General features: G+C 64.8%; 23 protein-coding genes, 4 tRNA genes, 1 pseudogene and 1 riboswitch. Of the genes and pseudogenes, 15 read left to right on the top strand and 13 right to left on the bottom strand.

The window, feature by feature from the left end; genetic code table 11:
* Both Q8K99_05740 and Q8K99_05745 read left to right on the top strand, forming a co-directional pair.
* On the top strand, positions 1 to 116 hold a 116-nt coding region (locus Q8K99_05740; protein ID MDP2182058.1), incomplete at its 5' end, for a hypothetical protein.
* A 507-nt stretch (positions 117 to 623) separates the two neighbouring features.
* Positions 624 to 2,525 (top strand): hypothetical protein, encoded by a 1,902-nt coding sequence (locus Q8K99_05745; protein MDP2182059.1) that lies wholly within the window; start codon positions 624 to 626, stop codon positions 2,523 to 2,525.
* 93 nt (positions 2,526 to 2,618) lie between these two features.
* Here Q8K99_05745 and Q8K99_05750 read toward each other — a convergent pair whose 3' ends face one another.
* Entirely contained in the window at positions 2,619 to 4,214 is a 1,596-nt protein-coding gene (locus Q8K99_05750; GenBank protein MDP2182060.1) for a S8 family serine peptidase, read from the bottom strand.
* A gap of 113 nt (positions 4,215 to 4,327) precedes the next feature.
* A riboswitch (cyclic di-GMP riboswitch) is annotated at positions 4,328 to 4,402 on the bottom strand.
* 238 nt (positions 4,403 to 4,640) lie between these two features.
* A tRNA-Ser gene (locus Q8K99_05755) sits at positions 4,641 to 4,733 on the bottom strand.
* 461 nt (positions 4,734 to 5,194) lie between these two features.
* On the opposite strand from Q8K99_05755, the gene Q8K99_05760 reads away from it, so the two are divergent.
* Positions 5,195 to 5,503: a hypothetical protein gene (locus Q8K99_05760; protein ID MDP2182061.1), complete on the top strand. Its 309-nt coding sequence runs from the start codon at positions 5,195 to 5,197 to the stop codon at positions 5,501 to 5,503.
* A 78-nt stretch (positions 5,504 to 5,581) separates the two neighbouring features.
* Positions 5,582 to 6,145, top strand: a pseudogene (locus Q8K99_05765) (DNA polymerase ligase N-terminal domain-containing protein).
* A 74-nt stretch (positions 6,146 to 6,219) separates the two neighbouring features.
* On the opposite strand, the gene Q8K99_05770 reads toward Q8K99_05765, so the two are convergent.
* The 4 genes from Q8K99_05770 to tadA all read right to left on the bottom strand — a co-directional run bounded on the left by Q8K99_05770 (position 6,220) and on the right by tadA (position 9,427).
* Positions 6,220 to 6,450 (bottom strand): hypothetical protein, encoded by a 231-nt coding sequence (locus Q8K99_05770; protein ID MDP2182062.1) that lies wholly within the window; start codon positions 6,448 to 6,450, stop codon positions 6,220 to 6,222.
* Positions 6,443 to 6,904, bottom strand: coding sequence for a hypothetical protein (locus Q8K99_05775; GenBank protein ID MDP2182063.1), 462 nt, complete (start codon positions 6,902 to 6,904; stop codon positions 6,443 to 6,445). Before Q8K99_05775 ends, Q8K99_05770 begins: the two co-directional genes overlap by 8 nt.
* Positions 6,905 to 7,032: 128 nt before the next feature.
* Positions 7,033 to 8,934, bottom strand: a complete 1,902-nt coding sequence (locus Q8K99_05780) for a DUF2207 domain-containing protein (protein ID MDP2182064.1) — start codon at positions 8,932 to 8,934, stop codon at positions 7,033 to 7,035.
* Between the two features lie 4 nt (positions 8,935 to 8,938).
* On the bottom strand, positions 8,939 to 9,427 hold the full coding sequence (tadA, locus tag Q8K99_05785; protein MDP2182065.1) for a tRNA adenosine(34) deaminase TadA: 489 nt from the start codon (positions 9,425 to 9,427) through the stop codon (positions 8,939 to 8,941).
* Positions 9,428 to 9,551: 124 nt separating this feature from the next.
* On the opposite strand from tadA, the gene Q8K99_05790 reads away from it, so the two are divergent.
* The 7 genes from Q8K99_05790 (at position 9,552) to Q8K99_05820 (ending at position 13,843) form a co-directional block, all read left to right on the top strand.
* A tRNA-Ser gene (locus tag Q8K99_05790) sits at positions 9,552 to 9,641 on the top strand.
* A 76-nt stretch (positions 9,642 to 9,717) separates the two neighbouring features.
* A tRNA-Ser gene (locus Q8K99_05795) sits at positions 9,718 to 9,811 on the top strand.
* 54 nt (positions 9,812 to 9,865) lie between these two features.
* Positions 9,866 to 9,942 (top strand) — tRNA-Arg (locus Q8K99_05800).
* 138 nt (positions 9,943 to 10,080) lie between these two features.
* Positions 10,081 to 10,806: an SIMPL domain-containing protein gene (locus Q8K99_05805; GenBank protein ID MDP2182066.1), complete on the top strand. Its 726-nt coding sequence runs from the start codon at positions 10,081 to 10,083 to the stop codon at positions 10,804 to 10,806.
* A 55-nt stretch (positions 10,807 to 10,861) separates the two neighbouring features.
* Complete coding sequence (locus Q8K99_05810) at positions 10,862 to 11,356, top strand: TIGR00725 family protein (GenBank protein ID MDP2182067.1); 495 nt, start codon at positions 10,862 to 10,864, stop codon at positions 11,354 to 11,356.
* Entirely contained in the window at positions 11,353 to 12,171 is an 819-nt protein-coding gene (locus Q8K99_05815) for an SDR family oxidoreductase (protein ID MDP2182068.1), read from the top strand. Before Q8K99_05810 ends, Q8K99_05815 begins: the two co-directional genes overlap by 4 nt.
* A 4-nt stretch (positions 12,172 to 12,175) precedes the next feature.
* A complete protein-coding gene (locus tag Q8K99_05820) occupies positions 12,176 to 13,843 on the top strand; it encodes a YncE family protein (GenBank protein MDP2182069.1) in 1,668 nt (555 codons plus the stop codon).
* A 28-nt stretch (positions 13,844 to 13,871) separates the two neighbouring features.
* On the opposite strand, the gene Q8K99_05825 is transcribed toward Q8K99_05820, so the two are convergent.
* The gene (locus Q8K99_05825; GenBank protein ID MDP2182070.1) at positions 13,872 to 14,375 is read right to left on the bottom strand and encodes a hypothetical protein; all 504 of its coding nucleotides are present in this window, start codon (positions 14,373 to 14,375) and stop codon (positions 13,872 to 13,874) included.
* 71 nt (positions 14,376 to 14,446) lie between these two features.
* On the opposite strand from Q8K99_05825, the gene Q8K99_05830 reads away from it, so the two are divergent.
* On the top strand, positions 14,447 to 14,815 hold the full coding sequence (locus tag Q8K99_05830) for a PAS domain S-box protein (protein MDP2182071.1): 369 nt from the start codon (positions 14,447 to 14,449) through the stop codon (positions 14,813 to 14,815).
* A 15-nt stretch (positions 14,816 to 14,830) separates the two neighbouring features.
* Here Q8K99_05830 and serS read toward each other — a convergent pair whose 3' ends face one another.
* Both serS and Q8K99_05840 read right to left on the bottom strand, forming a co-directional pair.
* A complete protein-coding gene (gene serS / locus Q8K99_05835) occupies positions 14,831 to 16,114 on the bottom strand; it encodes a serine--tRNA ligase (protein MDP2182072.1) in 1,284 nt (427 codons plus the stop codon).
* Between the two features lie 84 nt (positions 16,115 to 16,198).
* Complete coding sequence (locus tag Q8K99_05840; protein ID MDP2182073.1) at positions 16,199 to 17,902, bottom strand: glycosyltransferase family 39 protein; 1,704 nt, start codon at positions 17,900 to 17,902, stop codon at positions 16,199 to 16,201.
* Positions 17,903 to 18,059: 157 nt separating this feature from the next.
* Here Q8K99_05840 and Q8K99_05845 point away from each other — a divergent pair, with 157 nt between their 5' ends.
* Positions 18,060 to 18,836, top strand: a complete 777-nt coding sequence (locus Q8K99_05845) for a PAS domain S-box protein (GenBank protein MDP2182074.1) — start codon at positions 18,060 to 18,062, stop codon at positions 18,834 to 18,836.
* A 217-nt stretch (positions 18,837 to 19,053) separates the two neighbouring features.
* Complete coding sequence (locus Q8K99_05850; GenBank protein ID MDP2182075.1) at positions 19,054 to 19,644, top strand: macro domain-containing protein; 591 nt, start codon at positions 19,054 to 19,056, stop codon at positions 19,642 to 19,644.
* Positions 19,645 to 19,677: 33 nt separating this feature from the next.
* Here Q8K99_05850 and Q8K99_05855 read toward each other — a convergent pair whose 3' ends face one another.
* Positions 19,678 to 20,427, bottom strand: a complete 750-nt coding sequence (locus Q8K99_05855) for an acyl-CoA dehydratase activase (GenBank protein ID MDP2182076.1) — start codon at positions 20,425 to 20,427, stop codon at positions 19,678 to 19,680.
* A 28-nt stretch (positions 20,428 to 20,455) separates the two neighbouring features.
* Positions 20,456 to 21,736, bottom strand: coding sequence for a double-cubane-cluster-containing anaerobic reductase (locus tag Q8K99_05860; protein ID MDP2182077.1), 1,281 nt, complete (start codon positions 21,734 to 21,736; stop codon positions 20,456 to 20,458).
* Between the two features lie 172 nt (positions 21,737 to 21,908).
* On the opposite strand from Q8K99_05860, the gene Q8K99_05865 reads away from it, so the two are divergent.
* The gene (locus Q8K99_05865; protein MDP2182078.1) at positions 21,909 to 22,334 is read left to right on the top strand and encodes a hypothetical protein; all 426 of its coding nucleotides are present in this window, start codon (positions 21,909 to 21,911) and stop codon (positions 22,332 to 22,334) included.
* A 3-nt stretch (positions 22,335 to 22,337) separates the two neighbouring features.
* On the opposite strand, the gene pheA is transcribed toward Q8K99_05865, so the two are convergent.
* A complete protein-coding gene (pheA, locus tag Q8K99_05870; protein MDP2182079.1) occupies positions 22,338 to 23,156 on the bottom strand; it encodes a prephenate dehydratase in 819 nt (272 codons plus the stop codon).
* Positions 23,153 to 24,739 (bottom strand): GGDEF domain-containing protein, encoded by a 1,587-nt coding sequence (locus tag Q8K99_05875; GenBank protein ID MDP2182080.1) that lies wholly within the window; start codon positions 24,737 to 24,739, stop codon positions 23,153 to 23,155. The genes pheA and Q8K99_05875 overlap by 4 nt, the downstream gene beginning before the upstream one ends.
* Positions 24,740 to 24,809: the final 70 nt, after the last annotated feature.

The raw sequence follows: 24,809 nt of genomic DNA on the forward strand, positions 1-24,809 counted from the left end.
TCCGGCTCATACAGCAACGAGCCTACGGCTTCCACGACCCCTTCGCACTGATAGCGCTCGCCCAGCTCACGCTCTCCGGACTCTGCCCCCCGCTACCCGGAAGAGGTCGGGCGTGACCCACACATGTGTCACAAGATCCGATTGAAACGTCTCCATGGTTCCCCCGAACCACGCGACGGACATCCGCCTCGCATCGTATCCCCCGCCACGCGCGACACACAAACGCAAGCGTGAATCGCTCGCCGAATGCGCGAGGGACGGGACCGCCTCTGCAGCCAGAAGACCCCCCTGGTCGAGGACAAAGCCGTCGACCACAGACCGTTCGTCGATGCCGTTCGTCGCGCCTCCTCGACCCTTCTGCGCAATCATACCGCCGTTCATCTGAATCACTCTTCCGGCGAATACCGAGGCGACCGCTTCCCGGGGTATACGGAGCGGGGAGGAGTATCCGCACCGTCAAAACCGCGGGGTTCGGCGTGTGAATTCGTCAACTCTCGTGGTCATTTCGATTCTCACGAAGACGATCGACTCAACCAGCAGAGAGAGGGGGGGCACTCTACCGTTTCGCATCTTGGTGCGTCGCCTCTGTGCGACGCTCGATACGCCAAAGGGGTGATGTATCTATGAAACGATTCCTCGTCTATCCATTGATACTCGCAATGCTTGCTAGCTCGATCGTGTTCGCGACCGGGACAGCGTTCGCCGGTACACCGATGTCGGGCGCCATCTGGACCACCGATTCGGATGGCTCCGTGAACATCAACCTCTACGATGCCAAGGACAAGGTCTGGCTGAACGGCGGTCCCATCGGCGGGCAGCAGAAGGGTCTGCCCGACGGGGAGTACTACGTGAAGGTGACCGAACCCGCCGGCGCGATGCTGGGCAAGAGCACCGGCACTGTAACCGTCGTTGACGGCCGATTCGCGACAGCGGTTCGGCTCGTGGACTTCGTCAAGACGACAAGCAGCGGCTACACTGCCTTCGGCTACGACGACACGACCAACAATGGTGGGGAGTACAAAGTCTGGCTGAGCAAGAATCCAGCGTTCCCCAACGATGAGTCCAAGACCGACAACTTCAAGGTCAAGGACGACGTCAAGCTCGTCACGAAGGTGTGGCGCGCCAGCGTCCCCGGCGTGCTGTTGAATCTGGTACCGGACGTCGAGTTCTGGGTCTTCTACTCGAGCACCGATCCGGCGACTCCTGACGTCGACATCGACTGGGTGCACGTCCAGCTCGCACGCGAGGACAACACGCTGGTCTTCTCGGCAACAACCGTGCACGAGCTCGGCGAGACGATCTGGTTCTGGTGGTTGGGAACCGGCACCGGATACGAACACAAGTCGGACGTCTCCTCAGAGGTGCTGATTCCGGCGACACCCGGCGCACCAATTGAGAACGCCTACACGTACGGGGTTGCCTTCAAGGACTGGGCTCTGTACGCTCCTCAGCTCGAGGGCGTCAACTACTACGCAGCCTACAGCATAGACCAGGAGACGTGGACTCCTGAAGAGGAACTCCGCTATAACCCAGACGGCTACTTCGAAGCAACCAACGTCATCCCAACCGGCTTGACCATCTACTGGAAGTGGATAGCCAAGAAGGGCGGCGAGGTCTGGTGGGAGAGCAACGTGCTGGGCCCCGAGACTCTCACCGGAGACGCCTCGAACTCCTACGAACTCGTCCTCAAGACCTGGATGTTGCACACCGGCGCGATGATGCCACCAGTTGATGCGACTGCCTGGGCCTCGTGGAGCGACGACAACGGCTCGACCTGGAACGACGTGCAGCTCCAGCAGTCCAACGGCACGTGGAGCGCCATGAGCCTGTTCCCGGTCGAGACATCGATCAAGTGGCGCTTCTTCCTCAAGATCGGCGACGCCGAGATGTGGTCATCCGGAGTCAACGGGCCGGAAACGCTCATGGACGACATGACGAACCATGGCTTCTACGGAGGCCCGCGCACCATCGGCTACTGGATGAACTGGCGCAACCACTTCAGCCAGACGTCCATGGACGCCATCGTTGCCCAGGTCAATTCCGATGCCGGCGGCTTCAGTTCCGTCTTCAAGAGCGGCGCCGCAGGCGACACCGGGTGGTACATGCTGCGCTCCGGCACCAACAAGAAGACCTCGGCCGTAGGCGACGTGGCCTACTGGCTCGGGGAGGCGCAGAACGCCAAGTCGATGTACCAGATGCTGCGCGCGCAGCTTCTCGGCCTGGAACTCAACGTAGCCATTGCGCAGGCCGGCCAGATGCCGAACAACGGTGACGTCGTAGGAATCTCGCCTTCGGCCAGCGTCTATCTCACGAAACTGCCGGGATACACGAGCGACCCAACGGTCAACCCATGGGCCACTGAGGTCGTGACGGTCGGACAAGTGATCGGCACCATCGAGGCCGCTTCCGCCAACAACTGGGTTGGCTGGAGCCGCGCGAAGCAGGAGTTCGCGAAGAACGTGTGCGACTCCATCAACAACTTCGGCCACGGCGGTCCGGCTGACGTCAGCATCCTCGAACCCTAGAGCACAGACACAGGAACACTCGCGGAACCACGGAAGGCCCGGTAATCCCGGGCCTTCCTCTTTGCGGGTGACCGCACAGGTTCCGCGGAGCTGCTACTTCTTCTTGACGACGCCGTTCGCAACCGTGACGGTGACCGCCGACGACTCGCCTCTGTTTCCCGCCGCGTCATATGCCCTCGCGACGATGGCGTGCGGGCCGTCGGTGACCGTCCGTGTGTTCCAGGCGACCGAGTACGTGGCACTCGAGTCCGCGCCGACGAGCTTCCCGTCCACATAGACGTCCACCCGCGCAACACCTACGTCGTCGGTCGCCTTGAGCGTCACGGTGACGGTTCGCTTCGCTACAGAACCGGCCGACGGGCTGGAAACGCTCACGATTGGCACGGTGCTGTCGGCCGGCGGCACGACCGGCACCGGCACCGGCTCGGGCACCGGAGCAGGAGCGGGTATCGGATCCGGAGCCGGAACGCCACCGAGAGAGTTCAGCGCGCGCGCCACGTTGATCAGGCCAGCGCCGGTCTGAGTGTCCCAGCCGACGGCGGCGACGTCGGTAGCCGTGGATGTGAGAACGCTCGCAACCTGCGCGGGAGACAGCGACGGGTTCACGCCTCTGACGAGGGCCGCAAGCCCTGAGACGAACGGCGCCGACGCGGACGTCCCGCTGAACAGGCCATAGCCGCCACCGAGCATGGTGGTGTACACGGTCACGCCCGGGGCGGCGACATCTACATGCGAGCCGTAGTTCGAGTAGATCGCCGGCCTGTCCGTGTCCCATGCACTGACAGCAATCGCTTCGGGATAGGCAGCCGGGTACAAGGGGAGCTCCATGCCGTCGTTGCCGGCCGCACCAACAACCACCACACCCTTCGCCACCGCCAGCTTCACTGCGTCGTGCAGTGTCGTGATATCGACACTCACTAGGCTGAGGTTGATGACTGAGGCTCCGTGATCGGCCGCCCAGAGGATTCCTTTCACGACTCCACTGGTCACGCCTGCGGCGTTCGAACCCAGCACCTTGACGGGCATGATCTTGGCACGCCAGTCCATGCCGGCTACGCCGATGCCGTTGTTGCCCGTGGCCGCGATGATCCCGGCGACAGCAGTTCCATGGTCGTGGTCATCCGTCGGGTCACTGTCGTTGTTCACGAAGTCGTAGCCCGCGACGATTCGACCCTGCAAGTCGGGATGGGAAGCGTCGACGCCCGTGTCGATCACGGCAACCACCACTGACTCGCTGCCCGTAGAGACGTCCCAGCCCTGCTCGACCGAGATGCTCCTGGCGTCGCTCTGCTGGCTCCAACACGTATCGTTCGGCGTCATAGTCGCGATCACGTACGCATCGGGCTCTGCATAGAGGACGTTCGGGTTGCGGTACAGCGCCCCGACCATCTGCTTCACCGTACGGCCCTTCGGCACCGTCAACACGCGCACGCCGAGCTTGTCGATGCGATCGATCTCGCGCACGCCGTGCTCAGCTTCGATGCGCGAGATATCCGCGGCCGGGGTGCCGGGCCGAAACTTCACCAGCACCCTGTCGGGCGCATACCCCTGCGAGCCGGTCGCGCCACCGCCTGAGCCGGCAATGGCGACATTGGGTATGACGAGCGCGATTGCAGCTACGATCGCTATCAGCAATCGCATGCCGCGCGACATGCGAAACGCCCCTGGAAATCCGATTCCCCTTGACACGAGCCATCACTCCCTTGATCCGGCCCCCCGGGGAATGGGGCGACGGAGCCGAAGCGCGAGATGCGCTTCGAGCGATGGCGGCGTGGCACTGGTGGCGGGGCAGCGTCTTTGCCGTCGGCAGCCCGGCTATCCTCGTGGGACCCGTGGCTTTGCGTCGCCCCCTCGCGGGGGGTTTGCCTTTTCTTGGCGTTACATAGCACTAAGCTCTTCATCGGTGCTCCGCCCGAGTCGCTTGAGAGCCCGTCGGTGAACGGTAGTCACGACCGCGATGCTCCCCTGTTCCCGCTTCTCGCGATACGAGAAGGGCTCGCCTCGTGGGCGGGCTCCTGGGTAGGTTCTGATGCCGTCGACCGACGCTGCTAGCCGCGTGGCACCTCGCCGAACGCGCGAGGGGCGCCCGCATGGGACGCCCCTCGGATTGTGCTCTGGCGGAGAGCCAGGGATTCGAACCCTGGGTACGGCTATAAACCGCACACACGATTTCCAATCGTGCACCTTCAGCCTCTCGGTCAGCTCTCCGTGCGTCTCCGCGAAGACGGGCAGCCCGGCTCCGCGAAGCGCAGACGCGAGTATACCGAGGAGAGCTGCTGCGGGGCAACGTGCGACCGCGCACGAGCGGGGGCAATCACCGCATGCGCGATCCGATTCCGAAGGAGCCCGGAAGCTGGATTGTGCTCACCTATGCACGCCCGTGTACCTTCTATGCATCCTATGACCGGGCTCAACATCTTCACTGCCCACAGATTCTGACGGAATCCACCCTTATTTGCGTGCGCATTTGCCCTCACTTGAACTCAGATGGATTCAACTTCGATAATTCTTATCTAGCGCTGTTTACTCAGCATGTGAAGCGAGGTACAAGCTAATTGCCTCGCATTACCCTGCCTGATTCAGCCCACGTCGGAATACACGACCCTCCCCATCCCCAGGGTGCGAAGCAAGTGGTCGCCGAAGCAACACGAGGAGAGGAGCGTGACCCGATGTCACTCACGTTCGAGATCGTGACCCCGCGAGGTCTCGTAATGCGCAGGACCGGGCTCGACCAGGTCGTGCTGCGCCGCAAAGAAGTGCAGTTCGACAACGGCGTCGAGGTGACCGTGCTTCCTCGCAGTGCCTCGATGCTTGTCAAGCTTCCCGCCCACGAGATGCGTCTCGTCGAGGGTCCCGAGACAACATACGTCAGGGTCGACGGCGGATTCGCGGAAATCAACAATGACGTCGTGAGCGTGCTGACGACGAGTGCAGCCGAGATCGCCCCGCTGGCTTCCCAGTGCGCCTCACCCTCATAGTCGGAGGAGTCTTCAAACACGCGCGGCGTGCCTGACCACGTGTCGGGCGCGCCGCGCGAGCGTCTGACGGAGGTTCCTATGCCCCTCGACCGCTACCGGGAGAAGCGCGACTTCGACCGCACTCCCGAACCCGAAGGCGGCGCTCCGGCGACCGACTCCCTGACCTTCGTGATCCAGAAGCACGCCGCTCGCCGACTCCACTACGACGTGCGACTCGAGCTGGACGGCGTGCTCATGTCCTGGGCGGTCCCAAAGGGTCCAAGCCTCGACCCGCATGACAAGCGACTCGCCGTGCATGTCGAGGACCACCCGCTCGACTACGCCTCCTTCGAAGGAACCATCCCCGAGGGTGAGTACGGCGGCGGGACTGTGATGGTGTGGGATCGCGGCACGTGGGAGCCTCTCGTCGACCCCGCTGAGGGTCTCGCGAAAGGCGACCTCAAGTTCGAGCTGCGCGGCGAGAAACTCCTTGGCAGGTGGGTTCTTGTTCGGATGAAGCCACGCCCGGGAGATCGCGCCGAGAACTGGCTCCTCATCAAGGAGCGCGACGACCACGTCCGCCCGGCCGAGGAGTACGACATCCTCGAAGCGCGCCCCGAAAGCGCGCTGTCCGGACGCAACCTCGATCAGATATCTGCCAAGGAGAGTGCACCCTAGGACCCTTTGGCGGCTGAGACCGGAGCCCGCGCTCCGGCAGGCAAGCCGGGTATCGCGGACTAGGCGAGTTCGCGGACCTTCTCGGCGGCTGCCTTCGCGAGATCCTGCCCGACCACCAGCCTGAGCGCCTCGACGAGGTTGTCGGCGATGGCCGACAGGTCGGCGCGCTCGAGCTCGTCCACGGTCTTGCCGATGCGCTTGGCCTCGACGTCCACCGACACGGTCGCTAGAACGGTCCCGATCACGGGCCGCAGGACTTCCTCGATGCGATCGGCAAGGAGGCTAGCCATCGTTCCCGCCCTCGCTCGGGACGGATCCGGCCGCCTTGGCCATGTCCTTTGCAGCCTTCAGGTACTGTGTCATCGCCGCACGTATCCGGTAGAAGTACACGCCAAGGAGAGCCAGCGCGGCGGTGACAAGCAGGTCGCCCGCCAAGGAGACCTGCACGGCAAGGTTGACGTCCGTCGTGAACACGCCGACCCACCGGGCGATCATCGAGGCCGCGAAGCACACGACCGCCAACATCATGTAGACGATGTTGTCCGCAACCATAGAGCCGTCGGCGACGCTGCGCAGTGCATAGGCGTTCAGGAGCAGGATGAGCGAAATGCCCAGACCGACCAAGCCAACGATAATCGAAAGCCAGTGAGGCACGATCTCGAAGGCTGGCTCGGCGGCGTAGGCAGGCGCCGGTATCGCCATCAGGATGGCAACGAGTACCGTCGTTGTGCGTGCCCGCTTCATCGAGCTGCATCCTCCTTGCAGGCTGCCCGCCGACGTGGAGTCGACGCAACCTTTCCCTACATGCCTCATGTTTTCGGCAAACACCCCCGGTAAGGATAGTGCATCGGTCACATGACCGCGACAGGCGACTAGCCTGCACCGCCCCCTCCGCCGCCCCCTCCGCCGCCCCCTCCGCCGGAGAAGCCGCCCCCTCCGCCAGAGGACGATGACATCTCGGAAGACGCGATGGACGCTGCGGAGGCGAAGCCGGTCTGCACCGCACTGACCGGCGAGTTGCCATATCCACTGGCCGAATACACCCACCAGTACGTTGTGGCGAACGCGGGATCCGCGACGATCTCGGGTATCTTGACCCGCATCTGCTCGATGACCTCCTGCGCGACGCCGAACACCACCGCGAGTACGAGGAAGTGGTTCCACAACTGCACGTGCATCGGCGGCGCCTCGTCGAGGCGACTGAAGTCGCGCAGGTAGTTGCGCAGGCCCAGGTACTTCGCGTGGAGATCGTTCGCCTCGCGTGACCGGCGGCCCATCTTGGCCGCCACCACGCCGACGGCGATCGCGCACGGGCCCGCAATCAGGCCGACCCACCAGCGCTCGGACGTGATCGACCCGAGGACCGTCGCGATCAGAACCACCACCGCAAGTGCGCCGAGCCCCACCTGGCCGAAGGTCCCGCTCTTCTCGAAGAATCCCCTGCTCTCGGCGTCCTTCTTCACGAGACTCTTCCACTCGGTCATCTTCTTGCTGAAGGACTCCGCGTGGTCCTTGGCGTACTTCTTGAGCTCCTCGATCGTGAAGCTGTCACCATTGCCGACCTTGTCGAACAGTATCTTCACAAGCTCCTTGTCCAGTGCCGACAGCTCGTTGTGCCTAGCCCTCACCAGCGTGAGCTCGTGTGTCGCGACATCCTTCGTGCCGATGCCAAGGAACTTGCCCTTCTGCTGCACGGTGACCGGCTGCATGGTGATCGTCCCTTTGTTCGCCATCGCCATGAGCGAGGCGGCGATGTCGGAGTCCTCCACGGTCCCCCAGCGCCACAGCGCACCCACGACGGCCGGGTGCAGGTCAGCGGGCTCCTCACGGAAGTAGTCTCCTTGGAAGGACGGCTCGTGCTCCTTGCCGTAGCGCAGGAAGAACCAGATTGACGCCGCAAGCGCACCGAGCGCGAACAGGAGCGTCCCCCATGTCGCGCCTTCCACGACGAGCCTGGCCGAGGTGCGTTTGAGATTCGCCTCCTCGGCCCAGCCAGCCTCCTGATCGAGCGCTTCCTGGCGCCGCGCGCCGGGCGTGGCCTGTGCCTGCGGCAGCCACGTGGTCGGGAAGAGCACGCGCGCTTCGACGAAAGTCAGCGACGGGATCTCGGGAACCGTGAGCTCGACGTCGCCGACCACCACGGGCTGCGGGCCAGCGGACGACAACGGGTCGACGATGCGCACGCCGCCGGTCAGCGGTCCGTGCGCCCACGCCCGTAGGTTCTCCCCCCGCTCGACCAGGTCACCGGGGTTCGGCAGCGTGATGCCGATCGCGATATCGCTCGCGCCGAGGTCCCACTGGTCGCCGATGAACTTCCAGTACAGCTCGCCCGTGTCGTCCCAACGCTTCGCGGCGCCGAGGACCTTGTAGCGCAATGTGAAGGGCGCGCTCGTGTCGCTCAGACGGAGGAATGCGCGTACTTCGACGGCGTCACCCATGTCGGTGATCTGATACATCTGGGGTGGGCGCTCATCGCGCGCCGTCGGGGAGTCGGTCCTGGTGTAGGGACCCTCCGGCCCATCCAGCCCAAGGACCTCGATCCCGGCCGAGTCGCCCTTGCCGAGTTGCCAGTACACGAACGTGAAGTCGCCAGAGAAGTTGAAGGTGCGCTCCTCAGTCACAGTCATCGAGCCGTCGGGTGCTACGGCGGCCTCGATGCGCACCGGCCCCATCGTGTAGTCCTTGGCCAGTGCCGGTGTGACTCCAAGGCCGGTGAAAGCGCAGGCCAGTGTGGCTACGATCGCGAGTCGCACCCAGCGATGTCGAGCGACCATAACGCTACCCCTTCCGCAAGCTTTCGAAGAAGCCCTTGAGCAGTGCCGAGGACTCCTCGGCGAGTATCCCTGAGGTCACGGCGAAACGGTGGTTGAGCCGCTCGTCGTTCGAGAGGTCGTAGAGAGTGCCGACGGCGCCGGCCTTCGGGTCGGTGGTCCCGTAGACGAGCCGGTCAATGCGCGCCTGATGCATGAGCCCCGCGCACATCGGACAGGGTTCGAGGGTGACGTAGACGGTGCAGTCCGAGAGACGCCAGCGCCCGAGCTTGGCTGCCGCCTCGCGGATCGCGAGGAACTCGGCGTGACCAGCTGGGTCATGGTCGATCTCGCGGCGGTTGTGGCCACGGGAGACGATTGCGCCCTCGCAGACAACCAGCGCTCCGATCGGGACTTCGCCGAGGTCGCCAGCGTGTCGCGCTTCATCAAGCGCGAGAGCCATGAATGTCTCATCGGCATGCACGCGTCTGACTCCTCCGGCCTCTGCTGCCTCTATGCAGATTCTACCATCGGTGCGTCTGAGGTGTGGCGCGCACGTGGTCGGACGCGCGGTGCGCGCGCGAGCGAGGGGTGCTAGACTACCTGCGCGCGGGCAGGAATCGCGCGTGGTGCCCCGGCGCGGAGGGGTGGCAGAGTCTGGCTTAATGCGGCGGTCTTGAAAACCGCTGACCCGCAAGGGTCCGGGGGTTCGAATCCCTCCCCCTCCGCCATGTGCTGCCCCCGCTTCCTCGGCAGGGGTCACCTTGCTACAATGGTTCGGCGCTGCGCCCCTCCCGGGGGACGTACGGAGAGTTGGCCGAGTCGGTTGAAGGCGCTCGCCTGCTAAGCGAGTAAGGGGCTAATCGCCCCTTCGAGGGTTCGAATCCCTCACTCTCCGCCATTTGACAACCACGCTGCCGATTGGCAGTATTGCTAGGCCCGTACGCGGGCACACGCGCCCTTAGCTCAGCTGGATAGAGCGTCCGGCTACGAACCGGGAGGTCGCAGGTTCGAATCCTGCAGGGCGCGCCACTCGCATCGCCCGGACCCCGTCGCAGCTGCGGCGGGGTCCTTTGCGTCCCGGCCTCGCGCGAACCGCACGCTCCGCCCGCACGTCCAAGCTTGTGACGCGTGCCCACCAACGGGTTCGCGCGCCCGGAGGGAGGACCCATGCGCATCACGCACGCAGGCGTCATCGCCGCGACACTCGCAGCCGCATTGCTGCTCACAGGCTGCCAGACGAAGGTCGTCACAGCCCCCGCCCAGTCGACCGCTCTGGAGACAGTGACCGCCCAGGGCATGGGCAAGACCTTGGCCGCACCAGACGCCGCCGAGATCAGCCTCGGCGTGTCGTTCACGGAGCCCAGCGCCAAGGACGCGCTCGACAAGGCGTCAAAGGCTGCGGACAAGCTCTCCGCGGCGGTTCAGAAGGCCGGAGTCGCCAAGGAGGACGTCCAAACGGCGAACATCAGCGTCTACCCGCAGTACCGTCAGAAGAGCGGCAAGCCCGAGATCACCGGGTACCAGGCGTCGATCGACGTGCGCGTGAAGGTCCGCGACATCGAGCGCGTGGGCGACGTGATAGCTGCGGGTTCGGACGCGGGAGCCACCAACATCGGCGGCCCCAGCTTCGTGCTGGACGATGACGCTGCCGCCAGCGCCGAGGCGATCGAGAACGCGATTGACAAGGCCCGCGCGCGCGGCGAGGCGATGGCCAAAGCCGCCGGCCGCACGCTCGGCGCGATTCGGGCGGTGAGCGACTCGGGTGTGTCCACGCCCGTCTACCACGGCACGTGGTCCGACGGTCTCAGGGGGTACGCGCCGGAAGCCATCGCCGTCGAGCCCGGACAACTCGACATCACCGCGAACGTGACGGTGATCTTCGACCTGGAGTAGACGCGCGCGACTGGTGCCTCCCCGTCGCGCTACACTGCTGCGGTAGGGAGGCACAATGCGCACGATCATCGGAGTCATGGGCGGTGGCGAGGCCGATCCCGCGACCACTGCAGCGGCCGGCCAGCTCGGCGCGCTCATCGCTGCGCAGGGTTGGGTGCTCCTCACCGGCGGCCGCGCATGCGGGGTCATGGACGCTTCCTCACGTGGCGCGCACGAGGCCGGGGGAACCGTCGTCGGCGTACTGCCGGATGACGACACGCGACGCACGTCGGGCCACGTGGACATCCCGATCCTCACGGGCATGGGCGACGCCCGCAACGTGATCAACGTGCTCTCGAGCCGGGTTGTCGTCGCCATGCGGGGCAGCGCCGGCACGATCTCCGAGGTCGCGCACGCCCTCAAGGCAGGTCGGCCCGTGGTCGCCCTTGACTTCCCGCTCGGCGAGCGGTTCATCGAGTACTACACGTCCGGACGCCTCGTCGACGTCTCCAACCCGATTGAGGCAATCGAGGCAGTCCGCACGTTCCTTGGCGAAAGGGACACGCCGTGAGCGTTGCCGGCAAGGTCGTGGTCATCACAGGCTCAACACGCGGCATCGGTCGCTCGATCGCCGAGGCCTGCGCGGGCGCGGGAGCGCATGTCGTGGTGAGCTCGCGCACGCCCGAGGCGGTCGAGGGCGCGGTCGCCGACATCGCGACAGCCGACGGCGGCTCGGTGTGCGGCATCGCCTGCGACGTCTCCGACCCTGCCCGGCTCCAGGCACTGTTCGACTTCGCGATCGCCCGCTACGGCCACATCGATGTCTGGCTCAACAACGCCGGCGTCTCCGAGGGCTACCGCCCCCTCGACGAGCTGTCCGGCGCAGAGATCCGCAGCCTCGTCGACATCAACCTCACGGGCACGATGCTCGCGTGCCGGCTCCTGGTCCCGTACTTCCGCGAGCACGGCGGACTCCTCATGAACGTGACCGGCCGCGGGTATCGCGGCGAGGCCACCCCCTACACGGCCGCCTACGCCGCCACCAAAGTCGCGATCGCGAGCCTCACCCGCTCAATCGCCAAGGAGAACGCCCGCTTCCCGATGTCTATCCACGCACTAGTCCCCGGCATGGTCGCTACCGACTTCTACCGCGACATCAAGGTGAGCCCACGACTGCAGACCACCAAGCACAATTGGCGCTACGCCCTCGACGCGTTCGGCGTGCCGCTCGACCGCGTGGGTGTCGAAACCGTGTCGCTGCTTGGCCAGGAGCCGGGCCGCGTCACCGGCAAGGTCTACTCACTCATCACACCGGCGCGCACCGTGCGCGGCATCCTGAAGATCATGGGCCACCGCGCGAGCGGCATGCTCAAGGCCGAGGACTAGCGCGATGGACCCGGAACGCCGACACGAGCCCATTCTCCGTGCACGGCAGCGCCGGTCCGGGTATGGCTCATCGCGTCGCGCGGCCCGCCCGTCGCGTCGCGACGCGATACTCATCTCCCCGGGCGGCACGCGATCGTCGGTGTCGGCCTACGGGCGGCCGCGCAGACGCGGGGGCGGGCGGGCACTCCTTGGCGTGCTCGCCCTCCTGTTGGTTGCCGGCGCGGTGGGCGTCTTCACGTACACGCGGCCGGTCGGCGCGGCGATAGCGGCCACACCTGCCGACGCAGCGATCGCGTCGTGCGAATGCACGGCCACCGGGTCGCTCGCGCTGGCCGACCTCGAGCCAGGCACATACGCCGTCCGTGTCGAGCGCGCGGGCTTCGAGCCGCTCGACACGAGCGTCGCGCTCAAGCGGTTCTCGGACAACGAGTTCAGCTTCGCGCTCAAACCGCTGCCACAGAAGACCGAGGTCGTGGTGCATCCCGAAGGTGCGACCGTCCGCATCCTGGCGGGCGAGCGCGAGGTCGCCGCCGACACCGGGAAGCTCGCGGCGGAAATCCCCTCCGGGTCCTACACCGTCGAAGCGACCCTCAAGGGCTGCAACGCATACCGGCGCGACCTCGTGATCGACCGGAAGACCTCGCTGGAGCTGTGGCTCGACCCGAAGGGCCAGCTCGTGCACAGCCTTGGCATGGTGACCACGTCCGGCGCACCCAAGGCCGTCGCGATCACGCCTGACGGCCGCGAGGTCTGGGCGACGATACTGAACGGCCCGCCGTCGATCGAGATCTTCGACCCCGTAACGCTTCGCCGCACCGGCACGGTCGACATCGGCGAGCACGGTGCGGTCGAGATCGAGTTCTCGGCCGACGGGACGCGCGCCTACGCGAGCCAGATGGAAACGGCCCGTGTCTTCGAGATCGACACGAAGACGCGCAAGGTCCTGCGCTCGATGGACACCGAGAGCGCGTGGACCAAGGTCGTCGAGCTGTCCCCGAACGGCAAGACCGCTTACGCGGCGAACTGGTCCGGCCACGACGTGTCCGAGATCGACATCTCCTCGGGCAAGCTGCGGCGGCGCATACGCACGGCGAACACCCCGCGCGGACTGTACGCGACCGAGGACGGCGCCGCCCTCTACGTGGCAGGCTTTGGCACCGGCGATCTCGACCGGATCGACCTGGCCTCCGGCGATTCCAAGACGGTTTTCGACGGCGGCGGGGCCCTGCGCCATATCGTCGCGGACGCCGACAAGAGCATCCTCTACATCTCCGACATGTCCAAGGACGTGGTCTGGAAGCACGACATGCTCACCGGCAAGACGACGAAGTTCCTCGAGACCGACGAGAAGCCCAACACGATCGACCTCTCCCCCGACGGGGCCGTGCTGTTCGTCTCCTGCCGAGGAGAGAACAACTCCAAGAGCTACTACATCCCCGGGCCAGAGTGGGGCACGATCCTGCTGTTCGATACCGAGACCGGCAAGCCGCTAGATGCGGTTGTAGGCGGCAACCAGTGCACCGCGCTCGACGTTTCGGGCGACGGCAAGCTGCTGGTGTTCTCCGATTTCCTGGACAACCGGCTGCGGTTCTATCAGGTTCCCGACATCGGAACGTTGCGGGCCGGCGACGGAGGCCGTTTCAAGCAGCACTTCGCCGATCTGCAGAAGTAGGCCCACCCCGCGATTCCCCGCCTCATCCTCAGAGGGCATGCCCCCCGAACTGGTTGCGCAATACCGAGAGCACCTGTCCCGCGTAGCTCGGGTCGCGCTCGGACTCCACACGAAACTGCAGGGCGCCTTCGATGATGCGCGCCGGCACCCCGATCTCCTTGGAAGCGTCGACCGTCCAGGCGCCTTCGCCGGTGTGTCTTACGGCACCGCCTACCCCACCAAGATCCTGGCCGAACTCCTCGAAGGCGGATTCCAGCCACCCGATCAGCCGTGACTCGATGACCGAACCGTTCTGGTAGACGTCGGCCACACGGGCGAGATCGAGACCGTACTCGGACGCGTGCATGATCTCGAACCCCTCGGCGATCGCCTGCATCATGCCGTACTCGATGCCGTTTCCCCGGTCGCCCCGAACACGACGAGCACCGTCGGGGTGTTGAATGCAGCGTCGAGCGCCATCTGCCCTGCCCTCCGCAGTCACGTGCCCGAAGCGTCGGCGTCCGCGACACCGGCCGAGGAGTACATTCCCCATGCGCGGGAGGCCGCGTTGGCACGGAGTTCGCAGCCGCGGAAGACCAGCGGACTCGGCTGGAGAGGTGAAGCATGCTCGCATACAAGGAAACGCTCACGTCGGACATCACGCGGGTGGCGCTGGAGTGGCTGCCGAGCCCGGTGTTCGTGCACGATGTGGACACCCTCTTCTACGCGAATCTCGCCGCACAGGAGCTCTTCGGGGCGTCGGATCGCTCGCACCTGGAGGGACTGGCAATTGAGTCTATCGTGCACCCCCATGATCGCGACGCTGGAGCACAACGAAGGACGCTTGTCCTCCAGCACGACCACGTCTATGAACGCGTGCCCCTCAAGCTGCTCACACTCCAGGGGGAGCCGCTGTATCTCGAGGTATCGGCGCGGCGCATCTTCGTGGGAGGCGTCCCGCTCATCCTCGCCGTCGGCCGCTGGGGCTCGTAACCCCGGCTCGCCGCTCTACCCCACCGGCTCGATGACCTCGACGCCGCCCATGTACGGGCGCAGCGCCTCGGGTACGACAACGCTGCCGTCTGCCTGCTGATAGTTCTCGAGCACGGCGACGAGCGTCCGCCCGACTGCAAGACCCGAGCCGTTCAGCGTGTGCACGAGACGACTTCCCTTGAACGCCGCCGGGTCCCGGTACTTGATCGCCGCGCGTCGCGCCTGGAAATCGGTGCAGTCGCTGCAACTCGAGATCTCCTTGTACGCGCCATAGCTCGGCAGCCAGACCTCGACGTCGTAGGTCTTGGCAGCGGAAAAGCCCATGTCCCCCGTGCACAGCGTGATGGTGCGATACGGCAGGCCAAGGAGCTGCAGGATGTTCTCTGCGTCGACGACCATGGTCTCGAGCTCGTCGAAGCTCGTCTCCGGTGTCGCGAACTTCACCATCTCGACCTTGTCGAACTGGTGCACGCGAATCATCCCGCGCGTGTCGCGACCGGCCGCCCCGGCCTCCTCGCGGAAGCACGGCGTGTACGCGCAGTAGCGCAAAGGCAGCTGGCTCGCATCAAGCACCTCATCGCGGTGCAGGTTCGTGAGCTGCACCTCGGCGGTGGGAATCAGGTAGAGCCCCTCGTCGGTCCGGAACAGGTCCTCCTCGAACTTCGGCAGCTGGCCGGTTCCGGTGAGCGTCTCGGCGTTCGCAAGCGCCGGAAGCGACCACTCCGCATACCCGCGCGATGAGTGCGTGTCGAGCATGAAGTTGATGAGTGCGCGGTTGAGCTTCGCCCCCATGCCGCCCAGGACGATGAAGCGCGACTTCGCGAGCTTCACGCCACGGTCGAAGTCGATCGCACCGAGTGCAGGGCCAAGGTCCCAGTGCGGGACCGGCTCGAAGTCGAACTCGCGAGGCGTGCCCCACCGGCGCACTTCGACGTTGGCAGTCTCGTCCGGACCGACCGGTACGGACGCGTCGGGAATGTTGGGAACCGTCATGAGAAGCTGACGGACGTCGGCCTCCACATGCTCGAGATGGGCGTCGTGTTGTGCGATCTCGTCGTTGACCTCGCGGACCGACTCCTTGGCAACTTCGGCCTCTTCACGCTTGCCGTCCTTCATGAGCGCGCCGATCTGCTTCGAAGCCTCGTTGCGGCGTGCCTGGAGGCCTTCGACGACCTGTATCAGCTCACGGCGCTCCTCGTCGAGCCGCGCAAACGCCTCGATGTCCCAGCTTGACCCGCGTGCGGCGAGCGCCTCGCGAACAGCGTCGAGATTCTCGCGAACGAACTTGGCATCGAGCATGGAGGGGCCTCCCGGATACTCCTGCCGAGGAGATGGCATCAACTCGTTTGCGAGTATACCGTACGGTTGTCGTGAGACGGCCCGTCAGCGCGCCTCGATGATCGAGTACCACGTGCCCGCGACCTCGTAGGTGACGAGCGCGTCCTCGGCGGCCCCTTCCTCGACCAGCCTCAGCCGCAGTTCGTCGAGGCCGGCGTCCGCCGAAGAGCGGAACATACTGCCGTCAGAAGGCTCGAAGCACCCGAGCTTCCAGTAGCTGGCGCTACGCGCAATCAACTTCGGGGTCACGAACTTGTGGCCGAGGACCTCGGGCGCGAACTCCACTCGCACCGGCGAGACTGGTGACGCGAGTTCGTCGGCGACCCACGCAATCTCCTTGCCATGCCGTGCATAGACCTGGTGCAACATGAGCCGGTTGTAGTAGGCCCCGACGCCGAAGAGGTAGAACACGACGAGCCCCGCCGTAAGCATGAGAGTCGCGTGCTTCGGCGCACGCCACAGCACGACACTCATTCCGGTCACCAAGATGAGCGCGACCCACAACAGCGGCCTTCCAAGCAGCCACATGCGGTAGACATCGATAGCCCCGCGATCGGTCATGAGACTCGCGAGGTCAGACTCGACCAAACCCCTCCAGGCACGCAGGACAAGCGCGACAGGGAGCGCCCACCCGACAATGACTGCAGTAGCGCCGAGTGGTTGGAACCACCGGCGCATCCTCGGCAGGGTCATGAACGCAAGAATGATGTAGAACGCCACCATGTAGATGGCGTAGCGGCCCATCACCTTCGACGGATCCGGGTAGTTGTAGTACGCGCGCCACGAATGACGGACCATCGCGACGGCGAACGCGGCGTTCAGCCCGAACACGAGCACGACCGCGCGCTCGTATACGCCCAGAGTGCGAGACCGGAGCGTTTCGGGCACGGACATGAGCACCAGACCGAGCACCGGCGCGGCGGCGAGCACGAAGTAGGCGCCGTACACGCGCACCCATAGGCCGAGACGCGCAAGCGTGAGCTGCGCGGGGTCGGGACGGGCCGCGATGCCGAAACCGAGGATGTCCTTGAGTGACGCCCCCTGCGGCGCCTGCATCGCGATCCAAACGCCGAATGTCACCGTGATCGCGGTGACCAGGACCGCGAACCGCCCGAGCTTCGCGGCCGAAGGCGAGAAGAGCCGTCGACCCTCGTCAGTCGCCGACGGCCGAAGCCACCACACCGCGACGAACACGGGGATGAGCGCGAAAGATATGTAGCGCGTGAGGTACAGCGCACCCAGGAGCACGCCCGTCCCGAGATCCCAAAGCACCGGTCTGCTCTTCGGCTGTCGAAGGACCATCCACGCGGCGAACAGAAACAGCGGGAAGTACAAGTTCTCGCTCAAGACGGAGCGTGGCAGCACGAGGTGGAACGGGATGAGAGCGAGCACGCCCGCGCACGCGAGGCTCTCCCGGCGCTCCAGCGTCAGACGTGCGATCAGGTAGGCCGGAACGACGATGGCCGACGAGTAGAGTACGTTCAGGAGCTTGATGACCTCGTGGAAGTTGTCGCCGCAGAAGAACGCGACCGAGATGGACAGCGGGTAGAGTAGTGGGTAGTGCGTGCCGTCGTAGGATAGCGACCCGGCGAGAGATCGCGCATAGTCGGTGTACTGGGCCTCGTCCATGAAGACGACGGGACCGCATGCGGTCTTCGTGACGAGAAGCAGCTTCACCGCCACGAGCGCCGCGAACAGGAGGATGACTCCCGTATACTCCTCGGCTATACCTCGGACATTCTCGCGCACATCCGTCTCCTCGCACATCAACTACGAGAACGCCGTATGAAGACTGGCTGCGATGCGGGAGAATCATAGCAGAGCGCAGCCCCGGCATCGGGCGGGACTGCGGGCGCGATCGCACGTCGAGGTAAGTGCTGGTCGTAGAAGCCGGGAAGGAACCCCCGTGACTCAGAACGATTCTCCTCGGCATCCCTTGCTGCCAACGCTGGAGCGCCTTCCAACCTCGGTGGTCATCTCGAGCACCGCCACAGGAATCATCCTGTGGACGAACGCATACAACCTCAGTGTCATCGGCACGACCGACCCGAACGACATCATCGGTCGTAACCTGCTCGACTTCCTGCCTCCCGAACAGCACGGCGTCGCCCTGCGCGACATCGAGGCGATGGCCCGGGGAGAGCGCAAAGTAGAGTCCGTGGTGTATCGCCTGCGCCGACTTGACGGCGGCACGTCGTACGTACACATCTCCTCGGTCCCCATCCGGTTCGAAGGTGTCCCGGCGATGCTCAGCCTCGTATTCGATGTCAGCGATCGCGAGAAGGCACTCCGCAGGCTCCAAGAGAGCGAAGAACGCTACCGCTCCCTCGTGGACAACTCACCCGACTGCGTCATGGTTTGCCAGGGGGACATCGTGAAATACGTGAACCCGACCACGGTGCGCGTCTTCAGGGCCGGCTCTGCCGAGGACATCTGTGGCCGATCGCTGTTCGACTTCGTCAAGCCGGACTTCCGCGCCATAGCCCGAACGCGCCAGAAGGCGATGTACCGGACTGGGAGGTCGTCGCCCCCGGTCGTCCTTGGCCTGGTGCGCCTGGACGGCACGTGCTTCCCCGGTGAAGCTCGCTCCTCGGTCATAACATGGGACGACGAACGCGCGACGCAGACGGTCATCCGGGACGTCGACGGCCTGATGGACGTCGACGTCGGCTGCAGCGAGTAGGCGCGGTGTCTACTCCGGCTTCCGGGCCAGCATCACGAGTTGCCGGTGTCGGAAGCGGATGATACCGCGGTCTGCCAACTCGGGCGCCAACCATTCGTGCACCGCATCGAGCGGCTTTCGTTCACGGCGGGCACAACTCTCGCACAGCGGATCTGTTCCGAACGTACTCTCGGAGCCGTCCTTCTGGGTACGATGAAACCGTATCGTCAACTGGGGGGTGGTCACCGTTCGCTACAACGTGACGTCCGACCGGTCCGTCAGCATCCGGCGCGGGGACATCACGCGCGTGGAGGCGGACGCTATCGTCAACGCCGCGAACTCGCATATGGCGCCGGGCGGTGGCGTGAGCGGCGCGATACACAGCGCCGCCGGACCGGAGCTTGCCGAGGAGTGTCTTGCGGTCGTCTCCGCCTGTGGCCCGCTCCAAACCGGCCAGGCCGCGATCACCGGTGCCGGAGCCCTCTGGTGGGCGAAGCACGTCGTGCACGCGCTCGGTCCCGTGTGGCACGGCGGCGGGCGAGGCGAGCCGGAAGCGCTCGCAAGCGCCTACCGCTCCGCGATTCGATGCGCCGATGAGGCCGAGGCGACGACAATCGCGTTTCCGAGCATCTCGACGGGGATCTTCGGCTATCCCGTGAAGGAAGCGGCCCCCGTCGCGCTGCATGCGATCGCGTCAGCGCTGCGCCAGACCCACAGCGTGCAGGTTGCCAAGATGGTGCTCTTCGACGAGACGACCTACAACGCCTACGAACGAGCGCTGAAGCAGCTGGCTGCCGAGGAATCCGCCGAGGACGCCCTCTCGGAGTAGAGCGCTTCCGATAGCTCAGCCGGGTGCCCCGCGCTAGGACGACCCGATGTGCGAGAGCGCAGCCCCGTACGCCCCAACGGTCTGCGCCTCCACCGGAACGACGACATCGTCGCCGAACCCGTCGGAGATCAGCCGGACCATCGCGGGGTTCTTCGCCACACCGCCCGCGAACACGAGCGGGCCGCTCGCGTCGAGGCGCTTGAGCGAGCCGAGAGTCCGCGTCGCGATGGATTCGTGCAGGCCTCTCGCAATACGGCCCCGGTCGACACCACGGTGAACGAGACATGTGACTTCGCTTTCCGCGAACACCGTGCACATCGAGGAGATGGCCACGCCGGTCGCGGCGTCGAGCGCCGCGGTGGCCATTTCCTCTAGGGTGTACCCAAGCGCATGCGCCATGACCTCGAGAAACCTGCCGGTCCCTGCGGCGCACTTGTCGTTCATCGTGAAATCGGCAACATGGCCCTGAGGGCTCAGAATGATGACCTTCGTGTCCTGACCGCCTATGTCGAGCACCGCCCCTGCCTCCGGGAACAGCCTCGATGCCCCCATGGCGTACGCCTTGATCTCCGTAACGGCATCGCAGCCAAGATTCTGCCGTGCGGCGTGTCGGCCATAGCCGGTCGCGACGACCACGTCGTGCTCGCCACGCGACAGAAACTCCGCATAGACAGCGGCGGGCTCGAACCCGGAGTCCGCGATCTCGTACGCGACAACCGCGCCGTCCTCAACCCACACCGCGTCGACGCTGCGTGAACCGATGTCGAGTCCGAGAATCCGCATGTCCGGGTCCGGCCCCTCCCCTGAGCCTTCAGAGCATCTCGAGAAACGCTTCGACGCGCGTCGATAGTTGCCCGATGTCCTCCATCGAGTAGTCGGTGTCGATCTTCAGCACCGGGATACCTGCATCCTTGGCTGCCTTCTCGACCGACGTCGCCTCGATCTGATACGGGCCGCAGAACTGCAGCGCATAGTGAAGGATGCCGTCAGCCTTGTACTCCTTGGCAAGGCGGAGCACGTCTTCGATACGTCCGGAGTTGGGCGTGAAGCACGCGCAGTTGATGTCGAGGTACTTCTCGGCGATGTCATCGAGCATGGAGTCGACGTCGGCGGAGCCTTCGGCGACGAGCTTCTCGTAGTAGCGGCTGCCGGTGCAGAGCTCCTCGGCCACCACGATGCCGCCGGCCTTCTCGATGACGTCGTGGACTTTCCAGTTCGGGATCGCCATGGGCGAGCCGGTCACGAGCACGCGCTTGGAGCCGTTCGACACGGCCACGCCGTCGGCGATGCGCTGCTCGAGCTCGTCAGCGATGGCATTGACCATCTGCGTGAAGCGCGGAACGTCGTCGTAGAAGGCGACCTGGACGGCGAGCAGAGCGTCCTTGCCGGAGATGGGCACGCCCGAGGCCGCGCGAGCGGCGTTGAGGCGCTGCAGGGCGCGGCGCTTGTCGTTGACCTCCTTGATGGCTCGGCTCAAGTTCTCCTCGATCAGCTTATTGCCGGTCAGCTCCTCGAGACGCACCACCAGGCGGTCGATCTCGGCGCGCCACAGCGTCTTGTCCTCGGGGCGCTTCATCTGCGGAAGCTCCATGACGTGGACCGGCGCCATCTCACCGAGGAGCTCGTAGGCCTTCTTCTTGCCGTCGCAGGTAGTCTCGCCGATGACGAGGTCGGCCGACTCAATGTAGGGGCAGACCCGGCCGATCTTGAAGCCCATGAAGGACTTGATGAGCGAGCACGTGTTGCGGGGCAGAATGCGCTCGACCTCGTCGTAAGCCCATTCGGCCCCTGCGCACAGACCGATGGACTGGCCGCCAAGTGCACGGATGATCTCCTCGGGAACGTAGAGGCAGAAGGTCCCAACGATGGTGCCGCCCGCCTCCTTGTGGTCGAGCAGCTCCTTGATACGCAACCCGTGGATCTCAGAAAGCACGAAGTCGAAGTACTTCATGCCTTCGGGACGGTTCTCCTGCGAGAGATAGGCGTCTGCGTAGAGCTTCGGGATAGCCTCCAGCAGTGCGCAGTGTGCTCGTATGTTGATTCCGAGCTGTTCCCACATCTCCGAGTAGTCGACGGTCTCCACGTCAGCCATGCGCACTCCCCTTTCGTCCGGCATAGTACGCCATAAGATAACCGTATCGCAGCCATCTGTCACGCTTATGCCGTTATTGCGTTCACGGACTCTTCTCCAGGGTGCGGGTGCCGCGGTGCACCGATGCCTTATACTCGTCGCGGAGAGAGCTCACGCCCCGACGGGAGGCACGATGACCGCCGCTCACGATCCACAACGCACGGATTCCGCGACTAGCGAGGACCGGCGCTCCTACGCCGCGCTCGGCACGGTTCTCATGGTCATCGTGGTGATCGTGGTGATCCTGCTGCTCTGGCGCTCCTGCGGCAAGCAGGACGTCGCTCCCGACGAAGGTTCCGGTGGCGGAATCATAACGTCGGTTCCCAGTCTCGAGACCGTCCCTGGCGGAGTTGCGCTGTGGTTGAAGCCCGGGGCCAACGTCAGCGAAGTCCTCGCGCGCAACGGTCTGTCGGGCACGTCCGTACTCGACATGGGCGACGGCACGTACGTGATCACCGTCGGCGAGGCTGAGGTATCGGCCACCGTCGAGAAGCTCAAGAAGGATCCCGGACTCCTGGACGCCGGGTTCCTCTATGCCGAAGACGGCACAAACGAGTAGCGGCTACCTCACACGCGGATAGCTGCCAAGGACCTTCACCGTGCGCAGCTTGAGCCGCAGGCAATCCAGCGCCAGCCGCACATTCTCATCGTCCATATGACCGGCGAGATCGATGAAGAACATGTATTCGCCAAGGGCCTTGCGCGTCGGACGCGACTGGATCTTCGTCAGGTTGATCTGTCCGAATGCAAACTCGGACAGGATCATGTGCAGCGTACCCGGGCGGTCGGCCTTCATGAACAACGCAAGCGATGTCTTGTCGTCCCCCGTGCGCTCCCGGATACCCCGACCGACAGTCACAAAGCGCGTCTGGTTCCCCGCGTAGTCCTCGATCGCGTCAACAAGCACCTCGGCACCGTACAACTGGACGGCCAGAAGATTCGTGATGGCAGCCGTCCGAGGCTGCTCGATGATAGTCTTCGCTGCTTCGGCGGTGGACGTCGCCGCATGTATCGGCCTGGCCGGAAGGTTCTCGGCAAGCCACCTGCGGCACTGACCGACCGCCTGGGGATGACTCACGATCGACTCGATATCCGTGAGAGCGGTCCCGGGGGCGGCGCACAGGACATGGTGGATGTCCCGTACGACCTCGCCCTGTATCTCAAGGTCGGTCTCGAACGCCAGGGCATCGAGGGTGGCGTTCACGGATCCCTCGAGTGAATTCTCTATGGGCACCAACCCCATGTCGGCCTTGCCGCGCTCAACCGATGTGAAGACCTCTTCGATGGTCGCGCATGGTAGACCGTCGATGCCCTCTCCGAGCGAGAGCAGGGCATCATGGGAGTGGGTCCCTTCAGGTCCAAGGTACGCATAGCAGATCACGTCGCGGCCTCTCCCTCATTCGGTGCCCCGACGCGCGCGCCGCCGACGGCTGTCCCGGGCCCGATGCGCGGTGAGCGCACCCGGTTCTTCCCGCTGTTCTTGGCGTGGTAGAGCGCATCGTCAGCGAGCCGCAGCAGCGACTCCTTGTCGCGCGCATGGTGCGGATAGGTCGCAAGTCCGAGGGACACGGTGATGTGGCAGGACCGATCTCCGTCCGAATCTGCGAACAAGTGGCTCGCAATGGCCTCGCGAATCTTCTCGGCCACGACGAAGACTCCAGCGCCGTCGGTCTCCGGCAGGATAACGGAGAACTCCTCACCGCCGTAGCGCGCCACCACATCGACCTCGCGCACCGAGTTCCTGAGCACGGTGCCGAGCTCCGCAAGGGCCAGATCGCCCGCGATGTGTCCCTGCGTATCGTTGAAGCGCTTGAACTCATCGACGTCGAGCATGACGAAGGAGACGTCCTTCGAGTAGCGGCGCGCGCGCTCGATCTCCTCGTCGAGACGCTGCTGGAGGTAGCGATAGTTGTTAAGGCCGGTCAGCTCATCTGTTATGGCAAGCCGCTTCGTGAGCTTGTAGAGCTGCGAGTTCTCAACCGCGACAACAAGCTCGCTCGCCACTGCTTGCAGCACGAGCCGGTCCTCCTCGGTCAGGTCGTCCACGGCACCCGACTCGGCGCAGAACACAACCATCATCTGATGGTGATCGAGTATCGACAGACACGTGTAGTGGTCGTCGGTGACCGGCATGCCCCCAGCCAGTTCGCGGAAACGCGGAGGCACAACGGCCCCATCGCCGCTCATGCCGACACTGGCGCTGAACAGCGTGCGTGACTTCTGGCGATCGATCACGAACAGGCAGCATGACGGTACGTCGATGACCTTCGTGACTATGTCGAGGACGAGCGGCCCCACCCGGTCGAAATCGAGGCTTGAGTGGATGATCTCGTTCATCTGGGACACGGCTTGCAGTTCCGCAAGGCGGCGGCGCAGCTGGGTGTTGAGCACGTCCTTCTCTTCCCGGCTAGCTTCGATCTCGCTTTCGCGCTCGCGATAGCGCCCGGCCATCGCCGTAGCGATGGCGGCAACGAATCCGATCGCAGCGGTCTTGACGAGGATGAACCCGAGCGCCGGAAGATCATTCGGCATCTCGGCTATGTTGTGCGCGATGAGATAGGTGAATGCTGCAGCGGCGGCAATGATCATCCCGTCCCGCCGACGCACCACGTAGCTGTAGAACACAGGAATGGAGATCAGCGCGGGGTAGACCGGGTCCTCGTATGCGTGCAAAGCAATCGTGAGCGCACCCAGTCCGACAAGGTCCAGCGGTGCCAGCCAGGTGAGAAGCTGCGTCAACTCGACGTCCTCGCGGCGCCTGAGTGCGAAATACGCCACTGTGACAACCGTGAAGACTCCGGCTGCGACAAGGACGATCGGCATGCGCATGTCGTTCTTGATGTACGTGCCAAGAATGGCGAGCGCCACTACCAGCACATACAGGACGACACGGACGCGCGCGTACGTGCGCTTGGCTTGCAGATCGAACTCTGTATCTGAGGGGTGCGCCACTGCGCTCCGCATCTGTCGTTTCCACATCTTCACACGTGGGCTACGTGTGGCACTATAGTGCCACGCCCCCACAAGCCCGTCG

The organism is Actinomycetota bacterium (assembly GCA_030682655.1).
GTDB lineage: Bacteria > Actinomycetota > Coriobacteriia > Anaerosomatales > JAUXNU01 > JAUXNU01.